We start from the raw sequence: 16,721 nt of genomic DNA, 5'->3' as shown, positions 1-16,721 counted from the left end.
TACGGCGATGTCAAATGCTCCGAACGGGTGTAATGGATTCGTCGTGTGATGGCTGAACCGGGCTTTTGCGGGTACGCTCCCAGCGGTCTGCAAGCGTTCCTGGGGGAAACGCGATCGAATGGCCAACGGCGAAGAAATCCTCAGGAGGCTCGGTGTGCATGAACACCCCGGCAGCTGCCGCGGCACCGGCGAGAGCGGTGAAGTCAGGTTTCCGGCACCAGGGCTGCCTCTACGGCAGCGACGCCGAGTTCCTCGCGATGGCCGTTCCGTTCGTGGAGGACGGGTTGCGCCGGGGCGAGCCGGTGCTGGTCACCACGACCGCGGCCAACCTCGAACTGCTGCACGCGGTGATGAGCGCGGATGCCGACCGGATCGCCTTCGCGGAGTCGGACTACTTCGGGCGGCGGCCGTCGCAGCTGGCTGACGCGCTGCGCCGCTACTGGGGCCGGCACCGGTCCACCGCGCCGACCGGCACGGTGCGCATCCTCGCCGAACCCGCCCGGGCCGGCGGCTCCGGCGACGAAGCCGCCTGGCAGCTGACCGAGGCCGAGTTCAACGTGGCGCTGGTCGGTACCCGGATCTGGATGATCTGCCCCTACGACACCAGGACCACCGGTCCCGGTGTGGTCGAGGTGGCGCGCCGCACGCATCCCGAGTACGTCGTGGACGGCGTGACCTGGCCGTCCACGCAGTTCAGGGCCCCCGAGGAGGCGAATGGATCCGCGGCGGCCACGCCGTCGCTCGCCGCCGAGGACCTCTTCCACTTCGAGGGCGACCTGGTCGCCGTGCGGCGCCACGTGCTGGAGCGGGCGAGTGCCCTGCTGCGGTCCGAGGACACCGCGACGCTGTTCGGCATCGCCGTCGGCGAGGCCGTCGCCTACCTGCTCGAGCACGGCATCGACCGGTCGGCCGTGTGGGTGCGGCCGGCGGCGGGCCGGGTGGTGTGCACGCTGCACAGCGAACGGCCCGTCGACGGCCCGGCGTTCTACGGGCCCCGGGCGGCTGCCCGCCCCGGCACCACGTTGTGGATGACCGACCAGATCTGCGAGTGGCTCGACGTCAGCTCCGACGCGGCCGGCTGCACCATCGAGCTGGCCATGCGGGAACGGCCCGCCGGTGCGGCGCACCCTGCCGGAGGCTGAGGCCCGGGTGTGACTCGGGCCGGGGCAGGGCTCCGGCGAAGCCGGGAGCCGGTTGCCCGGCTCCCGGTGGGCGAGCCGTCCCGGTCACGACGATCGACCGGGACGGCCGAGCGGTGGCTGCGGCGGGAAGCGGGCCGGCTGAACCCCGACCTCGCCGGGCCACCGCCTTCGAACGCGGGAGTCGTCCCTCGCAAGCGGGGACACATGTGTCCGTCAGTGCAACCGCACGTCGCCGAAGCGGTCTTCGATGCGGCGCAGATCGCGCAGCCGGGGCTCGGTCTGCCCGCCGAGCCAGCGGCTCATCGTTTTCGGGGACACACCGAGCTCTTCGGCGGCGGTCTCCTTCGTGATCCCGCGGCTGCGCAGCGCTTCGGCCAGCCACTCGGCGAAGCTGGCGGCGGAGGCGTCCGGTTCGGCCGGCGGCGGGGACGGCTCCTTGTCGCGGGACGGGAGCACGTCGAACTCGACGCGCTGCGGGTATTTCCGGCAGGAGACCTCGAGCACGCCGGATGGCCCGGCCGCGGTCAGCAGGGCCCGGAGGATCGTGTTGCCCACCTCGCGCTCTTCGGCTTCGGCGAGCGGCGCACCCGCGAGGCAGCCCTGGACGAATTCCCGGATTCCCGGAACGGCGGACGGGCGGGCGGGAAAGATCTTCGTGACGATTTCGACCGGGACGACCTCGATCGAATTGCCGGCTGACCGGCCCGCCGATTCCACCACGATCAATGCCCCTTCCGTCGGGAGTTCAGTGTAGTCGTCCGCCCGATTTCCGGCTCCCCCCGAACGTGGCAGCGCGGGCGGCCGGTATTGTCCGGCGTCCGGGAGCAGCTGTGTCCGGGAATCCGGTCCGGCAGCCTTGCCGCTGCTGCCGGACGGGTCTACGGTAGGCGTCCTCCGGGCCGGTCATCCAGGAAACCTCGCGCGGCCCCGCGGCCGCAGGAAAGGTGCCATCGATGGTCAGGGCCCCGCAGACCGGCAACGGCCCGGCGGACGACTCCGGGAATCATCCACCGACCGTCCACATTCTCTGGATGAATGGCGGGCTGAGCTGTGACGGCGAATCGGTGGCGCTGACCGCGGCCACTCAGCCCAGTATCGAAGAGATCGTTCTCGGCGGTCTTCCCGGGCTGCCCGAGATCGCCATGCACTGGCCGTTCCTCGATTTCCACAGCGGGCCCGACGGCGGTTCCGACAGCTTCATCGAATGGTGGCACCGCGCGGACCGGGGCGAACTCGAGCCGTTCATCCTGATCGTCGAGGGGTCGATCGCCGACGAGACGAACAAGGCCGAGGGCTACTGGTGCGGGTTCGGCACGGACCCCGCGACCGGTCAGCCCGTGACGGCGAGCGAGTGGCTCGACCGGCTGGCCCCCAAGGCGATGGCGATCCTGGCCGTCGGCACCTGCGCGAGCTACGGCGGCGTGCACGCCATGGCCGGCAACCCCACCGGCGCCATGGGCGTGCCCGAGTACCTCGGCCGGGACTGGCGGTCGTGGGCCGGGCTGCCCGTCGTGTGCGTGCCGGGTTGCCCGGTCCAGCCGGACAACCTCTCGGAGACCATCCTGCACCTGCTGTTCCAGGTGGCCGGGCGGGCACCGGAGATCGACGTCGACGAGGCATTGCGCCCGAAGTGGCTGTTCTCCAACACCGTCCACGAAGGGTGCGACCGGGCCGGGTACTACGAGCAGGACGAGTTCGCCGATCAGCACGGCACGCCCAAGTGCCTGGTCAAGCTGGGGTGCTGGGGCCAGGTGGTCAAGTGCAACGTGCCCAAGCGGGGCTGGATCAACGGCGTCGGCGGGTGCCCGAACGTCGGGGGCATCTGCATCGGCTGCACGATGCCGGGCTTCCCGGACAAGTTCATGCCGTTCATGGAGGACCCGGCCGGTGCCGGCGGCCCGACGGCGTCGAGCAGTGTGTCCGGGTCCGCGATCCGCATCCTGCGGGAGATCCGGACGGCGGCGGACCGGTGAGCGTGCCCGGCGAACGCCTCGGGACACTTCTGGGCGTCCTGCTCGCCGGTCCCCACCGGGGACCCGCCGAAGAGATCGTCCGGCAGTTGACGGACCTGTACGGCGAAGGCCTGACCCGGATCGTCGGCACGCTGCGCGAGCACGCCCCGGCGTCGGTCGGGGTGATTGCCGACGACGACGTCGTCGCGGATCTGCTGGCGCTCCACGACCTGCACCCCCTCGACGCGCCGGCGCGGGTCCAGCTGGCCCTGGACCGGATCCGCCCGCAGGTCGGTGCGGTCGGGTACCTGGACACCGACGACGGCGTGGTCCGGCTGAGCGTCGGCGCGAGCCGTGGCTGCTCGTCCGCGGCGCGCGCGACGGTCGAGGCCGCCGTCCGGGACGCCGCCCCGGAGCTCACCGGCGTCGAGATCGTCGCCGCCCCGGTGCTGTATCAGATCGGCATGGGACCACCCGCCGCATCGGAAGGGAGAGCGTCGTGAGCGTGGCTCATCCCGCGTTCGCCCGGGACCGGCGCGCCGCCCGGCAGGAGCGGTGCGAGCTCTGCGGGACACCGGTGGCCGCGCGGCACTGCCACGTGGTCGACACCGGCCGCCGTGGCCTGCTGTGCGCGTGCCGCGCGTGCTTCCTGCTGTTCACCCGGTGCCCGGCCGGAGACGCGCGGTACCGCGCGGTACCGGAGCGCTACCTGTGGGACCCGCGGCGCCCGATGGCCTGCCTCGACTGGTGCGGGCTCGGGATCCCGGCCCGCTTCGCGTTCTTCGTCCACTGCGGCACCCGCGTCACCGCGTTCCAGCCCGGACCGGCGGGCGCGGCCGAGACACCCCTGCCCCCCGGCCTCTGGGCGGAGCTGGCCGCGGCGCACCCGCTGCTGGCGACAGCCGAGCCGGACGTCGAGGCGATCGTGTTCCGCGGGGGTGAGCACGGCACGGACTGCTTCCTCGTCCCCATCGACGTGTGCTACCGGCTGGCGGGCGTGGTCCGCCGGTACTGGACCGGCTGCGACGGCGGCCCCGAGATGCACGAACGCGTCGGCGAGCTGTTCGCGGAGATCGAACAGCGGGTCCGGCCCCTGCTGTAGCAGACTGAACGCGTGCGCGTGGCGGTCCGGGTCGTCGGGGTGGTGCAGGGCGTGGGGTTCCGGCCCTTCGTCCACCAGCTGGCGGTGCGGCTCGGGCTCAGCGGGTTCGTCGGGAACGACGTGCGCGGTGTCTTCGCCGAGGTCGAAGGGACGCCATCGGGGATCGAACGCTTTGTCGGCGCGCTCGAGGCCGAAGCGCCGCCCTTGGCCGTGGTCGATGCCGTGCGGGTGCGGGAGATTCCCGTAGCGGGCGGGGCCGGGTTCAGGATCGTCGGGAGTCCGGAGGGCGGCGGTCCCGACACGTTGATCTCCGCCGACTCCGCCACCTGTGACGACTGCCTCCGCGAACTCGCCGATCCCGCGGACCGGCGGTTCCGGTACCCCTTCGTGAACTGCACGAACTGCGGCCCGCGGTTCACCATCGTCCGGGGCGTGCCCTACGACCGGCCGCTCACCACCATGGCCGCCTTCGCGATGTGCGCCGAGTGCGAGCAGGAGTACGAGGACCCGGCCGACCGGCGGTTCCACGCCCAGCCCGTCTGCTGTCCCGCCTGCGGGCCCACGCTGCGGTTCGAGCCCGGTGACGGGGAGCCGATCCCGGCGGCCGCCGATGCCCTGCGCGAGGGCGCGATCGTGGCCGTGAAAGGACTGGGTGGCTACCACCTCGCCGCCGGGGCGAGGCACGAGGAAGCCGCGCGACGGCTCCGGCGGCGCAAGCACCGCGAGGACAAGCCGTTCGCCGTCATGGTCGCCGACCTGGCGCAGGCCCGGGAACTGGCCGAAGTGGACACGGCGGCCGAAGAAGCGCTCACGAGCCGGCGACGGCCCATCGTGCTGCTGCCGAAGAAAGCCGGCCTCGCGGACGCCGTCGCACCCGGGAACCGGCGGATCGGGCTCATGCTGCCCTACACCCCGCTGCACCACCTGCTGCTGGAGCGCACCGGGCCGATCGTGTTGACCAGCGCGAACATCTCCGATGAGCCCATCGTGTACCGCGACGAAGACCTCGGCCGCCTCGCCGGCATCGCCGACGCCTTCCTCGTGCACGACCGGCCGATCCACGTCCGGACCGACGACTCGGTGGTGCGCATCGTCGGGAAGAAACCCCAGCTCCAACGGCGTTCGCGGGGCTACGCGCCCGAGCCCGTCACCCTGAAACACCCGGCGCGAAAACACCTTCTGGGCTGCGGCGCCGAACTGAAGAACACCTTCTGCCTCGCCAAGGGCCGCCACGCGTTCGTCTCGCACCACATCGGCGACCTCGAGAACTACGAGACACTGAAGGCCTTCACCGAAGGCATCGAGCACTTCAAGCACCTCTTCGCCGTCGACCCCGTGCTGATCGCGCACGACCTGCACCCCGAGTACCTGTCGACGAAGTACGCGCTCGATCAGGAAGTGGAACTGCTGGGCGTCCAGCACCACCACGCCCACATCGCCGCGTGCCTGGCCGACAACGGCGAGGACGGCCCGGTCCTCGGCGTCGCCTTCGACGGCACCGGCTTCGGCCCCGACGGCACCGTCTGGGGCGGCGAGTTCCTCCTCGCCGACCTCACGAGCTATGAACGTCTCACCCACCTCCGGCCGGTCGCCATGCCCGGAGGTGTCATGGCCATCCGGCAGCCGTGGCGGATGGCGGCGTCCTATGTGGACGAACTCGGGCGGCCGGCGCGCGAAGACATCGTCAAGCTCAAGCGCAGCGGCCTCAACTCACCGTTGACGTCCAGTGCCGGACGGCTCTTCGACGCCGCCGCCGCGCTGCTCGGCGTCCGGGACACCATCACCTACGAAGGCCAGGCCGCCATCGAGCTGGAGCAGCTGGCCGACCCGGCCGAGCGATCCGCCTACCGGGCCCGCATCGACGACGTCGTCCACGGCGAGGACCTCATCGCCGCTCTCCTGGACGACGCCGGCCCGAGGGAGAAGAGAGCCGCGCGGTTCCACAACGGCGTCGCCGACGCGATCGCGGCGACCTGCGACCGCTTCCGGGACCACAGCACCACGGTCGCGCTGTCGGGCGGGGTGTTCCAGAACGTCCTGCTGCTCGACCGGACCGTCGAAGTCCTCGAAGAGGCCGGTTTCACCGTCCTCACCCACCGGAGGGTGCCCACCAACGACGGGGGGATCAGCTTCGGTCAGGTCGCCGTAGCCAGTCGTACCACTCGGTGAGGCCGTCCCCGCGCGTCGCGCTGACCTGGAGCAGCGCGGCCGACGGGTTCACGCGGCGGACGTCCCGCGCGAACTCCTCGACGTCGAAGTCGACGTAGGGCAGCAGGTCGACCTTGTTCAGCAGCACCAGGTCCGTGGCGGCGAACATGTGCGGGTACTTCAGCGGTTTCCCGGGCCCCTCGGTCACCGACAGGACCACGACCCGCGCCGCCTCGCCGAGGTCGAACAACGCCGGGCAGACCAGGTTGCCGACGTTCTCGATGAACAACGTCGAGCCGGGCGCGGGCGACAGCGCATGCAGCGCCCGGTGCAGCATCGACGCGTCGAGGTGACAGCCCGCGCCGGTGTTGATCTGCACGACCGGTGCGCCCGTGGCCTTGATCCGCTCGGCGTCCAGCAGCGTCTCCTGGTCGCCCTCGATCACCGCGCAGGGCGCGCCGAGGTCCCGGATGGTCCGCTCCAGCAGCGTCGTCTTGCCGGCGCCGGGCGAACTCATCAGGTTGACGGCGAAGACACCCCCCTCACGCAGGTGCGCGCGGTTGTGCGACGCGAGTTCGTCGTTCTTCGCCAGGATGTCCTGCTCCAGGACCACCGTGTGGGCGTGGTCGGTGATCCGGACGTCCGAATCCGAGCAGCCGCAGGTGTCACACATGGCCGACCTCCACCGAGGTGATGCGTAATTCCCGCCCCGCGAGCACCGACACGTCGGCACTGCCGCAGGGACACAGCAGGATGAAGTCGTCGAGGGCGAACTCCTCGCCGCAGTCGCGGCAACGGGCCCGGCCCGCCGGCTCGGCGATGTCCAGCCGGGCGCCTTCGAGGGACGTCCCCGTGCACAGCACGTCGAAGCAGAAGCGGACGCTGTCCGGCACCACCCCGGACAGCCGCCCGATCTCCAGCTGCACGCTCGTCACGATCGCCTCGCCGAAACGCGAGACGATCGCGTCGACGACCGACTGCGTGACCGCCATTTCGTGCACTAGCAGATCCTCGGCAGCGGATCCCCGACCAGCAGGTCCACGATCCGGGTGCCGCCGAACGCGGTGTTCAGCAGCACGATCCCCGGCGGGTCGTCCGCGATCCGCCCGATCACGGCGGCGTCCGCGCCGAGCGGGTGGGCGCGCAACGCGGCCAGCGCGTCCGAAGCCTGCGAGCCGTCGACGACGACCACGATCCGGCCTTCGCAGGCGACGTACAGCGGGTCGATGCCCAGCAGCTCCGACGCGCCGCGGACCTCCTCCCGGACCGGGACGGCGTTCTCGTCGACGACCACGGCGACCTCCGCGGCCTTCGCGATCTCGTTGAGGATCGTCGCGACGCCGCCGCGGGTCGCGTCGCGCATCGCGCGCACGCCGGGCACCGCGGCCAGCAGCCCGGCCACCAGGTCGTGCACCGGCGCGGTGTCGGACTCGAGGTCGGCGTCGATGTCCAGCTCGCCGCGGGCCAGCATGATCGTGACGCCGTGGTCGCCGATCGGCCCGGAGACGAGGACGGCGTCTCCGGGCTTCACAGTGGCCACGCCGAGCCCGGTGCGGGTGAGCACCCCGACCCCGGCGGTGTTGACGTAGACGCCGTCGGCCTTGCCGCGCTGCACGACCTTCGTGTCCCCGGTGACGATCTGCACGCCCGCCTCGACAGCGGCGTCCTTCATCGATTCGACGATCTTGAGCAGGTCTTCGACGGGAAAGCCCTCCTCGAGGATGAACCCGGCGGTCAGGTACAGCGGCCGCGCGCCGGAGACGGCGAGGTCGTTCACCGTGCCGTTGACCGCCAGGTCGCCGATGTTCCCGCCGGGGAAGAACAGCGGCGAGACGACGTACGAGTCCGTCGTCAGGGCCAGCCGCGCGTCACCGATGGTCAGCGACGCCGAATCCTCCAGCGGTTCCAGCAGCGGGTTGCGGAACGCGTCGAGGAACACGGCCTCGATGAGCGTGTGCGTGGCCTTGCCGCCGGCGCCGTGGGACAGCGTGATGCGCTCTTCGCGCACCTTCGCACGCCGGCGCCGGGCTCGTTCGATGCGGTCGAGGACCTGCTGTTCGCGCTCGGAGGTGGTGGTCATGCGCGGCTCGCCTCCCGGACGCGCTGCCGGGTGAACCGGCCGAAGTTGTAGTACGCCGCGCAGGCGCCTTCGGGCGAGACCATGCACGTCCCGATCGGCGTCTCCGGGGTGCACGCGGTGCCGAACACCTTGCACTCCCACGGTTTCAGCACGCCCTTGAGCACCTCGCCGCACTGGCACGCCTTCGGGTCGGCGACGCGCAGGCCGGGGAGCTCGAAGAGCCGTTCGGCGTCGAAGGCGGCGTACTTCTCGCGGATCGCCATCGCCGAGTGCGTGATGAACCCGAGGCCGCGCCACTCGAAGTACGGCCGCAGCCGCATCACCTCGTTGATCACCTTCAACGCGACGAGGTTGCCGTTCCACGGCACCACCCGCGAGTACTGGTTCTCGACCTCCGACCTTCCCGTCGACAGTTGCAGCATCAGCATGTAGATCGACTGCAGGATGTCCAGGGGCTCGAACCCGGCGACGACGACGGGCTTGCCGTAGTCGCGGGCGATGAACTCGTACGGACGGCAGCCGATCACCGTGGAGACGTGGCCCGGCCCGATGAAGCCGTCGAGCCGCAGGTCGGGGGAGTCGAGGATGGCCTTGATCGCCGGGATGATCGTGACGTGGTTGCCGAACACCGAGAAGTTCTCGATGCCTTCGGCGGCCGCGCGCAGCAGGGTCATCGCGGTGGACGGCGTGGTCGTCTCGAACCCGATGGCCATGAACACCACGCGCAGGTCCGGGTTCTGCCGCGCGATCTTCAGCGAGTCCAGCGGCGAGTACACCATGCGGATGTTGGTGCCCTCGGCGTTGGAGTCGAAGAAGTTCCCGCCGGAGCCGGGCACGCGCATCATGTCGCCGAAGGACGTCATGAGCACCCCGGGCTGCCGGGCGATGTGGATGGCGTCGTCGATGCGGCCCATCGGGATCACGCAGACCGGGCAGCCCGGCCCGTGCACCAGCGTGATGCTCTCGGGCAGGTAGTCCTCGAGGCCGTGCTTGTAGATGGTGTGCGTGTGCCCGCCGCAGACCTCCATGAACTTGTAGTGGCGGCCCGGCTCGCACAGCGACGCGATCTTCGCGGACAGCGCCCGCGCCTTCTCGGCGTCGCGGAACTCGTCGACGAAACGCATGACGACTCCTCTTATTCGATCCGGGATTCGAGCAGGGCGGCCATCTCGTCCTCGTAGGCCTTGCCGATGCTTTCGAGGAACTCCAGCGCGGCCGCCGCCTCCGCTTCGTCTATTTTGGACAGGGCGAAGCCGACGTGGATGAGGACCCAGTCGCCCGGCACCGGCGGGTCGTCTTCGAGCAGCGCGATGTTGATCTGCCGCTTGACCCCGCTGACCGAGACCTTCGCGAGGTCCGGGCGCTCCTCGCTGATTTCGATGATCTCGCCCGGTATGCCGAGGCACATGGCTCAGACCTCCGTCTTTTCCTGGGCCGGCAGCCGGGGGCAGGTGCCCCAGGCGAGTTCGGTGACGGCGCGGACCGCGGCCGGAACGGTCGCGGTCACCTCGGGCGACAGCCCGATCCCTTCGTCGAGGCAGGCCGGTTCGCAGCCGACGACCAGCACCCGGCCGGCGTCCCCGCCGAGCAGCCGGAGCAGCCGGAACACCGCGTCCGGCTGCATGCCGTGCGCGTCGATCGAGGCCGGGGCGGCCAGGGCTTCGGTGTCGGCGGTGTCCGCTTCGATGAGCGAGAGCGTACCGGGCGGGCGGCCGTGCGGGGTCGCGTCGAGCAGGATCGTCGTGTCGTAGCCGCCCATCAGGTCGTAGGCGAGGTGCAGGCCGGCGATGCCGTAGTCGGCGATCCGCACCCACGGCGGCAGGCCGGTGCCTTCCAGTTCCTTGATGACCTCGACGCCGAAACCGTCATCGCCCAGGAAGATGTTGCCGATCCCGGCGACCAGGACCCGTGGCCTCATTCCGCGACCTCCAGGGGCTCGACCTCGTCGGGGGAGAAGTAGCGGTACCGGCCGTGGGTGTGCTGCAGGTCGGCGCCGGGGTCGTCGTCGAGGGTCACCGCGAGGTACGCGACACCGTCCACATCGGACAGCACGACCCGCACGGTGGCGGTCTTGCCGGCCAGGAACATGTCCTGGGCATCGGTCCCGCGCAGGTTCGGCCGCAGCCGGACCCGTGAACCTTCGGCGACGCGGACCCCGGCGACGGTCACCGAAGGCTTGACCGGCCGGACGGACCGGACCGCGCCGTGCAGCCGCTCGAGCAGCTCGGGCGGCATCGAGTCGACGCGGTCGACGAGCGCCGCCGCGCGCGGGTCGGTGGCCCGGGCCTCGCGCTTCTCCTCGTCGGTCAGCGTCATCGTGCGCAGGGTCAGGATCTCGTCGATCTCGGTGCCGTCGAAGAGGTCACCCGGGCTTTCCGGCGCGATCGACGGGTCGTCGTAGAGGATGATCGGCGACGCGAGTACCACCGTGCTGCGCGAGGTGTCGCCGATCAGCACCGGCCACAGCCGTTCCTGCCGGCAGGCTTCGACGGCCGGTTTCGCCCACTCCGGCGGGTCCAGCATCGACAGGAAGTGCCCGGAGTCGACGCTGAGTACCAGGTGCGCGGCGAGCAGCGAGTGCCGCAGAGCGTGTTCGCGGATGCCGTCGGAGTGCCACGACGTCGTGTTGTGCACTTCGACGCGCAGCCGGGCGCCGCCGAACGGCCCGTCGAGCGGGTCGACCCGGGCGGTGAGGACGCCGGACAGTCCGTGCCCCACCTGGAACGGTCTCTCGACCGGGAGTTCCGCAAGCGGCAGCTCGAAGTCGATCTCCTGCTCGTCGGCTTCGTCCCACGTCGTGCCGGGCTGCGTCCGGGCCTGCAGGAACCGCAGCTTGACGTGCAGGATCGTGCGGTCCGCCGGTTCGACGAGACACTCGACTCCCGCCGAAGCGTGCTCGCCGATCTCGGCCGACGCGTACGACGGCGGTACCAGCACCCCCCACTGCCAGCGCACCCGGTTCTTCGGCGCGGACGCCCGGTACGGGTAGAGGAGATAGCCCTCGTAGAGCACGGCGTCACCGACCGCGCGGGCCTGGTCCATGACGTTCACGACTCACCGGCCAGTAGTTGCTCGATCGCGGCCTCCCAAGTCGGGATCGCGTGCTCCGCCTTGTACTTGAGCAGCGCGTCGAGCGTCTCGTGCGGCAGCTTGATCCACCCGGCGTTCGGGAAGTACCGGGCCATCAGCTCGTCCCAGACCGCCACCGGCATCCGGCACTCGGCCTGCGTGTGCCACGGCACCTGCTCGACCCAGAACCCCGGTCCGCCCTTGCCGAACACCGTCCCGCTGAACAGCAGCACCATCGGCACGACGCCGTCGGACAGCGCGTGGAAGTACTTGCCGGCCGCGACTTCCAGGTCGTAGGTGCACGGCACCTCGGCGTCCACCTCGGTGGCGCCGGTGAACGCCGGCACGGTCACCGAGACCGTCGTGAACTGGAACGGCTTCAGCGTCTCGCCCCACCGGGACCGGTCGCCGAAGAGGTGGGTGAGCAGCTCCGACTCGTCGTCGGCGTACCGGCGGCGCTGCGGCTCGATGCGGATCTGGACGCGCAGCACCATCGCGTGCACGGGCTGCCCGGTCAGCTCGGAGATCCGCAGCTTGAACGCCAGCGTCGGCGACGCGGCGTACTTCAGCGGCCGGACGTCGATGCAGTCGAAGGTCAGCTCAGCCATCCGTCACGACCTCGCTGCGTTCCCTCAGGCGCGCGAAGAACCCGTCGATCGCCTCGTGCGCCTCGGTGCCGCCGTCGAAGCCCCGCCACGTCGTCCGGACGAGCCCGACCAGCTCGTAGCAGACGTCGATCGGCACCAGGAAGCACTCGAAACCCAGGTCGAGCCGGTTCAGCAGCAGGGCTTCGACGTCGTCGGCGACACCGGCCGAGGCCAGCAGGTCGTCGCCCGTGCCCAGCGGGAGCAGGGACTCCGTCGCGCCCGCCGGGCTCGGGTAGAACGCGACCGTGCGGTCCTGCACGGAGTTCCGGAACAGGAACGCCGTCTTGACCGGGATCCCGGCGGACTCCCACAAGGCCGGGCCCGGGCCGAAGCGGGGCATGTGCCGGAACCGCTGCGGCACCGCCCGGTGGCGCTTGCCGCCCGCTCCGCGGTGGGTGAAGAGCAGGTAGCAGCCCCGGCAGGTGCACAGGATCGTCCGGGACTCGAGGTCGATGACGTGCCCGTGCTCGCTGCCGATCGGTTCCGCGCACATCTCGCACCGCTCGCCGGGGGTGGCGCGCGGCGGGGGAGTGCGGAACCTGCGCAGGCCGCCGGTCACGGGAGCTCCACGGGACACGGCACCAGCGGAAGCAGCGGACGGCCGCCGGGGCCGGCGTCCACCACACCCTCGACGACGATGTCCGAAATCTCCGGCGCCACCTCCCGGACCACGCGCTCGATCGCGTGCTTCGCGGTGACCGTCGAGGACGGGCAGCCGTCGCAGGAGCCTTGCAGCCGCAGCCGCAGGACGCCGTCGTCGATCCCGACGAACTCTACGTCGCCGGCGTGCGAACCCAGGTACGGCCGGATCTTGTCGAGCGCCTCGGTGACGCGCTCGTGCGTCGACCGGGGGTGCAGGTCGTGCAGCACCAGCAGGCCGCGGATGAGCTCGTCTTCGGCGAGGCGGTCCAGCACGGGCTCGCCGACGATCTCGACGATCCGCGCGAGACCGGCGCCGTAGAACTCGATCAGCGTGTGGACGAGGTCCTCGGCGAGCTCGGCGTCGGCACCGTCGAACTCGCCCAGCAGCTGCTCGATGCGCTCGCCGACGCGGTCGACCTCCGTCATCCGAGCTCCCCGCCGAACGCGTGCGGGGTGTGCAGCCGCTCGATCACCTTGCCCTTGCCGGTGTACATGTGGACGCCGCACGGCAGGCAGGGGTCGAAGCTGCGGACCGCGCGCATGATGTCGATGCCCTTGAAGTTCTCCTGGGTGTTCTCCTCGAAGATCGGCGTGTTCTGCACGGCGTCTTCGTACGGCCCCGGCGTGCCGAAGCTGTCGCGGACGCTGCCGTTCCACGGCGTCGGCGGGTACGGGTGGTAGTTCGCGATCTTGCCGCCCTTGATGACCATGTGGTGCGACAGCACCCCCCGGACGGCTTCGGTGAAGCCGCAGCTGACGCCTTCCTCCGGGACCTTGAACGGCTCCCACGTCTTCGTGTTGCCCTTGCGGACCTCACCGAGGGCCTGCTCGCCGAAGTGCAGGGCCATCGCGGCCGAGTACGCCTGGAAGTACGTCCGGGCGCGGTTGCGCTCGAGCGCGTTGCTCCACTGCGGGATCTTCCACTCGAAGGCGACCTCGGGCTTGGTCGCCGTGCGCGGCAGGGTGATCGTGACGCTGTGCCCGGTCGACTTGACGTACGGCGTGTCGACGAGCCCGGCGAGCGCCGTGACCCACAGGCGCGCGAGCGGGCCGCCCCCGGTGTCGAGGGCAAGGTGGTCGGTGCCGTCGAACCAGCGCGGCGACATCGTCCACGAGTACTTGCCGTCGAAGTCGCGCTTGGCCGGGCGCGGGATGGTGTGCTGGTTCCACGGGTGGCGCTGGTCGACCGGGTTGCCGAGCGGGTCCTGGGTGACGAACATCGGCTGGTCGGCCCAGTCTTCGTAGAACGAGCTGCCGAGCAGGATCCGGATGCCGAGGTTGATGTCGACGAGGCTGGTGGTGACGAGCTTGCCGTCGACGACCACCCCGGGCGTCACGAACATCTTGCGGCCCCAGGCCTCCATGTTCTCGTAGGTGAAGTCGCAGTGCTCGGGGTCGTTGAGGCTGCCCCAGCAGCCGAGCAGGATCCGCCGCCGGCCGACCTCTTCGTAGCCGGGCAGGGCTTCGTAGAAGAAGTCGAACAGGTCGTCGTGCATCGGCAGGCAGCGCTTCATGAACTCGACGTAGCGCATCAGCCGGGTCAGGTAGTCGGTGAACAGCTGCACGGTGGCGACCGTGCCGACCCCGCCGGGGTACAAAGTGGACGGATGGACGTGCCTGCCCTCCATGAGGCAGAACATCTCGCGGGTGCTGCGGCTGACCTGCAGGGCCTCGCGGTAGAACTCGCCTTCCAGGGGGTTGAGCGAGCGCATGATGTCGCCGATGGTCCGGTACCCGTGGTCACGCGCGTGCGGTGCCTCGGTGCGGTTGGCCAGCTCGAGGACGCCCGGGTTGGTCTCGGCGACCATCTTCTCGCAGTAGTCGACCCCGACCAGGTTCTCCTGGAAGATGTTGTGGTCGAACATGTACTCGGCGGCCTCGCCGAGGTTGAGGATCCACTCGCCGAGGTGCGGCGGGCGGACGCCGTAGGCCATGTTCTGGGCGTACACCGAGCACGTCGCGTGGTTGTCGCCGCAGATCCCGCAGATCCGGCTGGTGATGAAGTGCGCGTCGCGCGGGTCCTTGCCCTTCATGAAGATGCTGTAGCCGCGGAACACCGACGACGTGCTGTGGCACTCGACGACCCGCTTGGCCGCCCAGTCGATCTTCGTGTAGATCCCGAGGCTGCCGACGATCCGGGTGATCGGGTCCCACGCCATCTCGACGAGGTCGGTCTTCTCTTTCATCTCGGTCATGACCGCACCCCTGACTGGTAGCCGGTGTCGAGCTTGGTGCCCTTGTGCCGCCACTTCGGTTCCTTGTCGGCCCTGCGCTCGGTGATCTTCCGGAGGCGCCGGATCACCGACCCGTACGCGCTGCTGGCGAACGACGACACCTGCGCGCCGGGCGGCTCGTCCATGAACGGCATGAACTTGTCGGGGAAGCCGGGCATCGTGCAGCCGATGCAGATCCCGCCGACGTTCGGGCAGCCGCCGACGCCGTTGATCCAGCCGCGCTTGGGCACGTTGCACTTGACGACGGGGCCCCAGCAGCCCAGCTTGACCAGGCACTTGGGGGAGTCGTAGGCGTCGGCGAACTGGCCCTGTTCGTAGTAGCCGCCGCGGTCGCAGCCCTCGTGCACGGTCGCGCCGAAGAGCCACTGCGGCCGCAGGTGGTCGTCGAGCGGGATCATCGGCGCCTGCCCGGCGGCCTGGTAGAGCAGGTAGGTGATGGTCTCGGACAGGTTGTCCGGGTGGGTCGGGCAGCCGGGCACGCAGACGATCGGGATGCCGGCGCCGGAGCGCCAGTCCCAGCCCAGGTAGTCGGGCACCCCCATGGCGCCGGTCGGGTTGCCCTCCATCGCGTGGATGCCGCCGTAGGTGGCGCACGTGCCGACCGCCAGCACGGCCAGTGCCTTGGGCGCCAGGCGGTCCAGCCACTCGCTGGTGGTCATCGGCTGGCCGGTCTCGGGGTTGTTGCCGAACCCGCACCAGTAGCCCTCGTCCTTGATCGCCTCGTTCGGGATCGAGCCCTCGACGACCAGCACGAACGGTTCCAGCTCGCCGCGGTCGGCCTTGTGGAACCACTCGATGAACGTGTCGGCCCCCTTGTCGGGGCCGCACTCGAAGTCGATCAGCGGCCAGTGGACCGCGATCTTGGGCAGGCCCGGCAAAGCGCCGAGGACGATTTCCTCGATGCTCGGTTGCGTGGCGGCCGTCAGCGCGACGGAGTCGCCGTCGCAGGACAGGCCGGCGTTGATCCAGAGGATGTGGATGGGCTGCTCTTCCGTCTCTTGGGCATGCGTCACGGCTGATCACCCTTGGCGAGGTCGTCGAGTGCGCCGAGGGTCAGCTCCCACAGCGCGTGGTAAAGGGTCGTCTGGGCTTCCTGGATGCGGTGCACGGACGGGGACGGGACGACGAAGAGGTGGTCGATGCTGTCCAGCTCGGCCATCTTCCCGCCGTCGTAGCCGGCGATGCCGACGGTCACCATGCCGAGCCGGGCGGCTTCGTCGAAGGCGCGCACCAGGTTCGCGGAGTTCCCGCTGGTGGACAGGCCCACCGCGATGTCGCCGGCCCGCCCGAACGCGCCGATCTGCCGGGCGAACACGACGTCGAACCCGATGTCGTTGGACAGCGCGGTCACCACGGCGATGTCGTTCGTCAAGCCGAACGCGGGCAACGGCCGGGCATCAACCGCCGCCGGGCTCAGGAACAGGCTGGCCAGGTCCTGTGCGTCGGTCGAGCTGCCCCCGTTGCCGAACACGAGCAGCCGGCCGCCGCCGGCGAACGCGCGCGCGACGTCCTGCGCGCAGGCGAACAGGCGCTTCCCGTCGGCCGCGAGCACCTCGGCCCGCAGGGCGACGATCTCGCGGACCTTGTCCACAGTGGACTGCCGAACCTGCTCGAGGACGGCGTCGAGGTCGCTTTCACCCGAGTAGAGGAACGGGTACAGCGCTTCGAGACCGTCCGCGCCCACGGGGGACTGTTCCCGTGTCAT

The 16,721-nt window shown here is 70.4% G+C and carries 19 protein-coding genes; 5 read left to right on the top strand and 14 right to left on the bottom strand.

The window, feature by feature from the left end:
* Positions 1-158: 158 nt before the first annotated feature.
* Positions 159-1,142 carry an MEDS domain-containing protein gene (locus AB0G28_RS21915; RefSeq protein ID WP_361091652.1) on the top strand — a complete coding sequence of 328 codons (984 nt, stop codon included), beginning with the start codon at positions 159-161 and terminating at the stop codon, positions 1,140-1,142.
* A gap of 213 nt (positions 1,143-1,355) precedes the next feature.
* Here the strand turns inward: AB0G28_RS21915 and AB0G28_RS21910 are convergent, their stop codons facing one another.
* Positions 1,356-1,862 carry a helix-turn-helix transcriptional regulator gene (locus tag AB0G28_RS21910; RefSeq protein ID WP_361091649.1) on the bottom strand — a complete coding sequence of 169 codons (507 nt, stop codon included), beginning with the start codon at positions 1,860-1,862 and terminating at the stop codon, positions 1,356-1,358.
* A gap of 233 nt (positions 1,863-2,095) precedes the next feature.
* On the opposite strand from AB0G28_RS21910, the gene AB0G28_RS21905 reads away from it, so the two are divergent.
* The 4 genes from AB0G28_RS21905 to hypF are packed head-to-tail and all read left to right on the top strand — an operon-like array spanning position 2,096 to position 6,365.
* The gene (locus AB0G28_RS21905) at positions 2,096-3,115 is read left to right on the top strand and encodes a hydrogenase expression protein HypE (protein WP_361091646.1); all 1,020 of its coding nucleotides are present in this window, start codon (positions 2,096-2,098) and stop codon (positions 3,113-3,115) included.
* A gap of 2 nt (positions 3,116-3,117) precedes the next feature.
* Positions 3,118-3,597, top strand: coding sequence for a NifU family protein (locus AB0G28_RS21900; protein ID WP_361091643.1), 480 nt, complete (start codon positions 3,118-3,120; stop codon positions 3,595-3,597).
* The gene (locus AB0G28_RS21895; protein WP_361091640.1) at positions 3,594-4,196 is read left to right on the top strand and encodes a DUF5947 family protein; all 603 of its coding nucleotides are present in this window, start codon (positions 3,594-3,596) and stop codon (positions 4,194-4,196) included. The genes AB0G28_RS21900 and AB0G28_RS21895 overlap by 4 nt, the downstream gene beginning before the upstream one ends.
* A 12-nt stretch (positions 4,197-4,208) precedes the next feature.
* Positions 4,209-6,365: a carbamoyltransferase HypF gene (gene hypF / locus AB0G28_RS21890; RefSeq protein WP_361091637.1), complete on the top strand. Its 2,157-nt coding sequence runs from the start codon at positions 4,209-4,211 to the stop codon at positions 6,363-6,365.
* Here hypF and hypB read toward each other — a convergent pair.
* The 13 genes from hypB to AB0G28_RS21825 are packed head-to-tail and all read right to left on the bottom strand — an operon-like array spanning position 6,322 to position 16,721.
* The gene (hypB, locus tag AB0G28_RS21885; protein ID WP_361091634.1) at positions 6,322-7,017 is read right to left on the bottom strand and encodes a hydrogenase nickel incorporation protein HypB; all 696 of its coding nucleotides are present in this window, start codon (positions 7,015-7,017) and stop codon (positions 6,322-6,324) included. The two genes, hypF and hypB, sit on opposite strands and share 44 nt — an antisense overlap.
* On the bottom strand, positions 7,010-7,345 hold the full coding sequence (locus AB0G28_RS21880; RefSeq protein WP_361091631.1) for a hydrogenase maturation nickel metallochaperone HypA: 336 nt from the start codon (positions 7,343-7,345) through the stop codon (positions 7,010-7,012). The genes hypB and AB0G28_RS21880 overlap by 8 nt, the downstream gene beginning before the upstream one ends.
* Complete coding sequence (gene hypE / locus AB0G28_RS21875; protein WP_361091628.1) at positions 7,345-8,424, bottom strand: hydrogenase expression/formation protein HypE; 1,080 nt, start codon at positions 8,422-8,424, stop codon at positions 7,345-7,347. The genes AB0G28_RS21880 and hypE overlap by 1 nt, the downstream gene beginning before the upstream one ends.
* A complete protein-coding gene (gene hypD / locus AB0G28_RS21870; RefSeq protein ID WP_361091625.1) occupies positions 8,421-9,548 on the bottom strand; it encodes a hydrogenase formation protein HypD in 1,128 nt (375 codons plus the stop codon). The genes hypE and hypD overlap by 4 nt, the downstream gene beginning before the upstream one ends.
* A gap of 11 nt (positions 9,549-9,559) precedes the next feature.
* Complete coding sequence (locus AB0G28_RS21865) at positions 9,560-9,832, bottom strand: HypC/HybG/HupF family hydrogenase formation chaperone (protein WP_361091622.1); 273 nt, start codon at positions 9,830-9,832, stop codon at positions 9,560-9,562.
* Positions 9,833-9,835: 3 nt separating this feature from the next.
* On the bottom strand, positions 9,836-10,342 hold the full coding sequence (locus AB0G28_RS21860) for a hydrogenase maturation protease (RefSeq protein ID WP_361091619.1): 507 nt from the start codon (positions 10,340-10,342) through the stop codon (positions 9,836-9,838).
* Positions 10,339-11,475, bottom strand: coding sequence for a hypothetical protein (locus AB0G28_RS21855; RefSeq protein WP_361091616.1), 1,137 nt, complete (start codon positions 11,473-11,475; stop codon positions 10,339-10,341). Before AB0G28_RS21855 ends, AB0G28_RS21860 begins: the two co-directional genes overlap by 4 nt.
* Positions 11,472-12,101, bottom strand: a complete 630-nt coding sequence (locus tag AB0G28_RS21850; RefSeq protein ID WP_361091613.1) for a DUF6084 family protein — start codon at positions 12,099-12,101, stop codon at positions 11,472-11,474. Before AB0G28_RS21850 ends, AB0G28_RS21855 begins: the two co-directional genes overlap by 4 nt.
* Positions 12,094-12,699 carry a DUF5947 family protein gene (locus AB0G28_RS21845; protein ID WP_361091611.1) on the bottom strand — a complete coding sequence of 202 codons (606 nt, stop codon included), beginning with the start codon at positions 12,697-12,699 and terminating at the stop codon, positions 12,094-12,096. Before AB0G28_RS21845 ends, AB0G28_RS21850 begins: the two co-directional genes overlap by 8 nt.
* Positions 12,696-13,208 (bottom strand): NifU family protein, encoded by a 513-nt coding sequence (locus AB0G28_RS21840; RefSeq protein ID WP_361091608.1) that lies wholly within the window; start codon positions 13,206-13,208, stop codon positions 12,696-12,698. Before AB0G28_RS21840 ends, AB0G28_RS21845 begins: the two co-directional genes overlap by 4 nt.
* A complete protein-coding gene (locus AB0G28_RS21835; RefSeq protein WP_361091605.1) occupies positions 13,205-14,977 on the bottom strand; it encodes a nickel-dependent hydrogenase large subunit in 1,773 nt (590 codons plus the stop codon). The genes AB0G28_RS21840 and AB0G28_RS21835 overlap by 4 nt, the downstream gene beginning before the upstream one ends.
* Positions 14,974-16,029: a hydrogenase expression protein HypE gene (locus AB0G28_RS21830; protein WP_361091602.1), complete on the bottom strand. Its 1,056-nt coding sequence runs from the start codon at positions 16,027-16,029 to the stop codon at positions 14,974-14,976. Before AB0G28_RS21830 ends, AB0G28_RS21835 begins: the two co-directional genes overlap by 4 nt.
* Positions 16,026-16,721 (bottom strand): SIS domain-containing protein, encoded by a 696-nt coding sequence (locus tag AB0G28_RS21825; RefSeq protein ID WP_361091599.1) that lies wholly within the window; start codon positions 16,719-16,721, stop codon positions 16,026-16,028. Before AB0G28_RS21825 ends, AB0G28_RS21830 begins: the two co-directional genes overlap by 4 nt.

The sequence above is a fragment of the Amycolatopsis sp. NPDC021455 genome (assembly GCF_040640995.1).
In the GTDB taxonomy this organism is placed as follows: domain Bacteria; phylum Actinomycetota; class Actinomycetes; order Mycobacteriales; family Pseudonocardiaceae; genus Amycolatopsis.
The sequence above is the reverse complement of the archived record's forward strand: the minus strand, read 5'-3'. Positions and strand labels throughout refer to the sequence as shown.

What these genes read in the sequence shown, in the direction of transcription:
- AB0G28_RS21915 (WP_361091652.1), top strand. Translation starts at nt 159, where the DNA reads ATGAACACCCCGGCAGCTGCCGCGGCACCGGCGAGAGCGGTGAAGTCA.
- AB0G28_RS21905 (WP_361091646.1), top strand. Translation starts at nt 2,096, where the DNA reads ATGGTCAGGGCCCCGCAGACCGGCAACGGCCCGGCGGACGACTCCGGG.
- hypB (WP_361091634.1), bottom strand. Translation starts at nt 7,017, where the DNA reads ATGTGTGACACCTGCGGCTGCTCGGATTCGGACGTCCGGATCACCGAC.
- hypE (WP_361091628.1), bottom strand. Translation starts at nt 8,424, where the DNA reads ATGACCACCACCTCCGAGCGCGAACAGCAGGTCCTCGACCGCATCGAA.
- hypD (WP_361091625.1), bottom strand. Translation starts at nt 9,548, where the DNA reads ATGCGTTTCGTCGACGAGTTCCGCGACGCCGAGAAGGCGCGGGCGCTG.
- AB0G28_RS21865 (WP_361091622.1), bottom strand. Translation starts at nt 9,832, where the DNA reads ATGTGCCTCGGCATACCGGGCGAGATCATCGAAATCAGCGAGGAGCGC.
- AB0G28_RS21860 (WP_361091619.1), bottom strand. Translation starts at nt 10,342, where the DNA reads ATGAGGCCACGGGTCCTGGTCGCCGGGATCGGCAACATCTTCCTGGGC.
- AB0G28_RS21850 (WP_361091613.1), bottom strand. Translation starts at nt 12,101, where the DNA reads ATGGCTGAGCTGACCTTCGACTGCATCGACGTCCGGCCGCTGAAGTAC.
- AB0G28_RS21840 (WP_361091608.1), bottom strand. Translation starts at nt 13,208, where the DNA reads ATGACGGAGGTCGACCGCGTCGGCGAGCGCATCGAGCAGCTGCTGGGC.
- AB0G28_RS21835 (WP_361091605.1), bottom strand. Translation starts at nt 14,977, where the DNA reads ATGACCGAGATGAAAGAGAAGACCGACCTCGTCGAGATGGCGTGGGAC.
- AB0G28_RS21825 (WP_361091599.1), bottom strand. Translation starts at nt 16,721, where the DNA reads ATGACACGGGAACAGTCCCCCGTGGGCGCGGACGGTCTCGAAGCGCTG.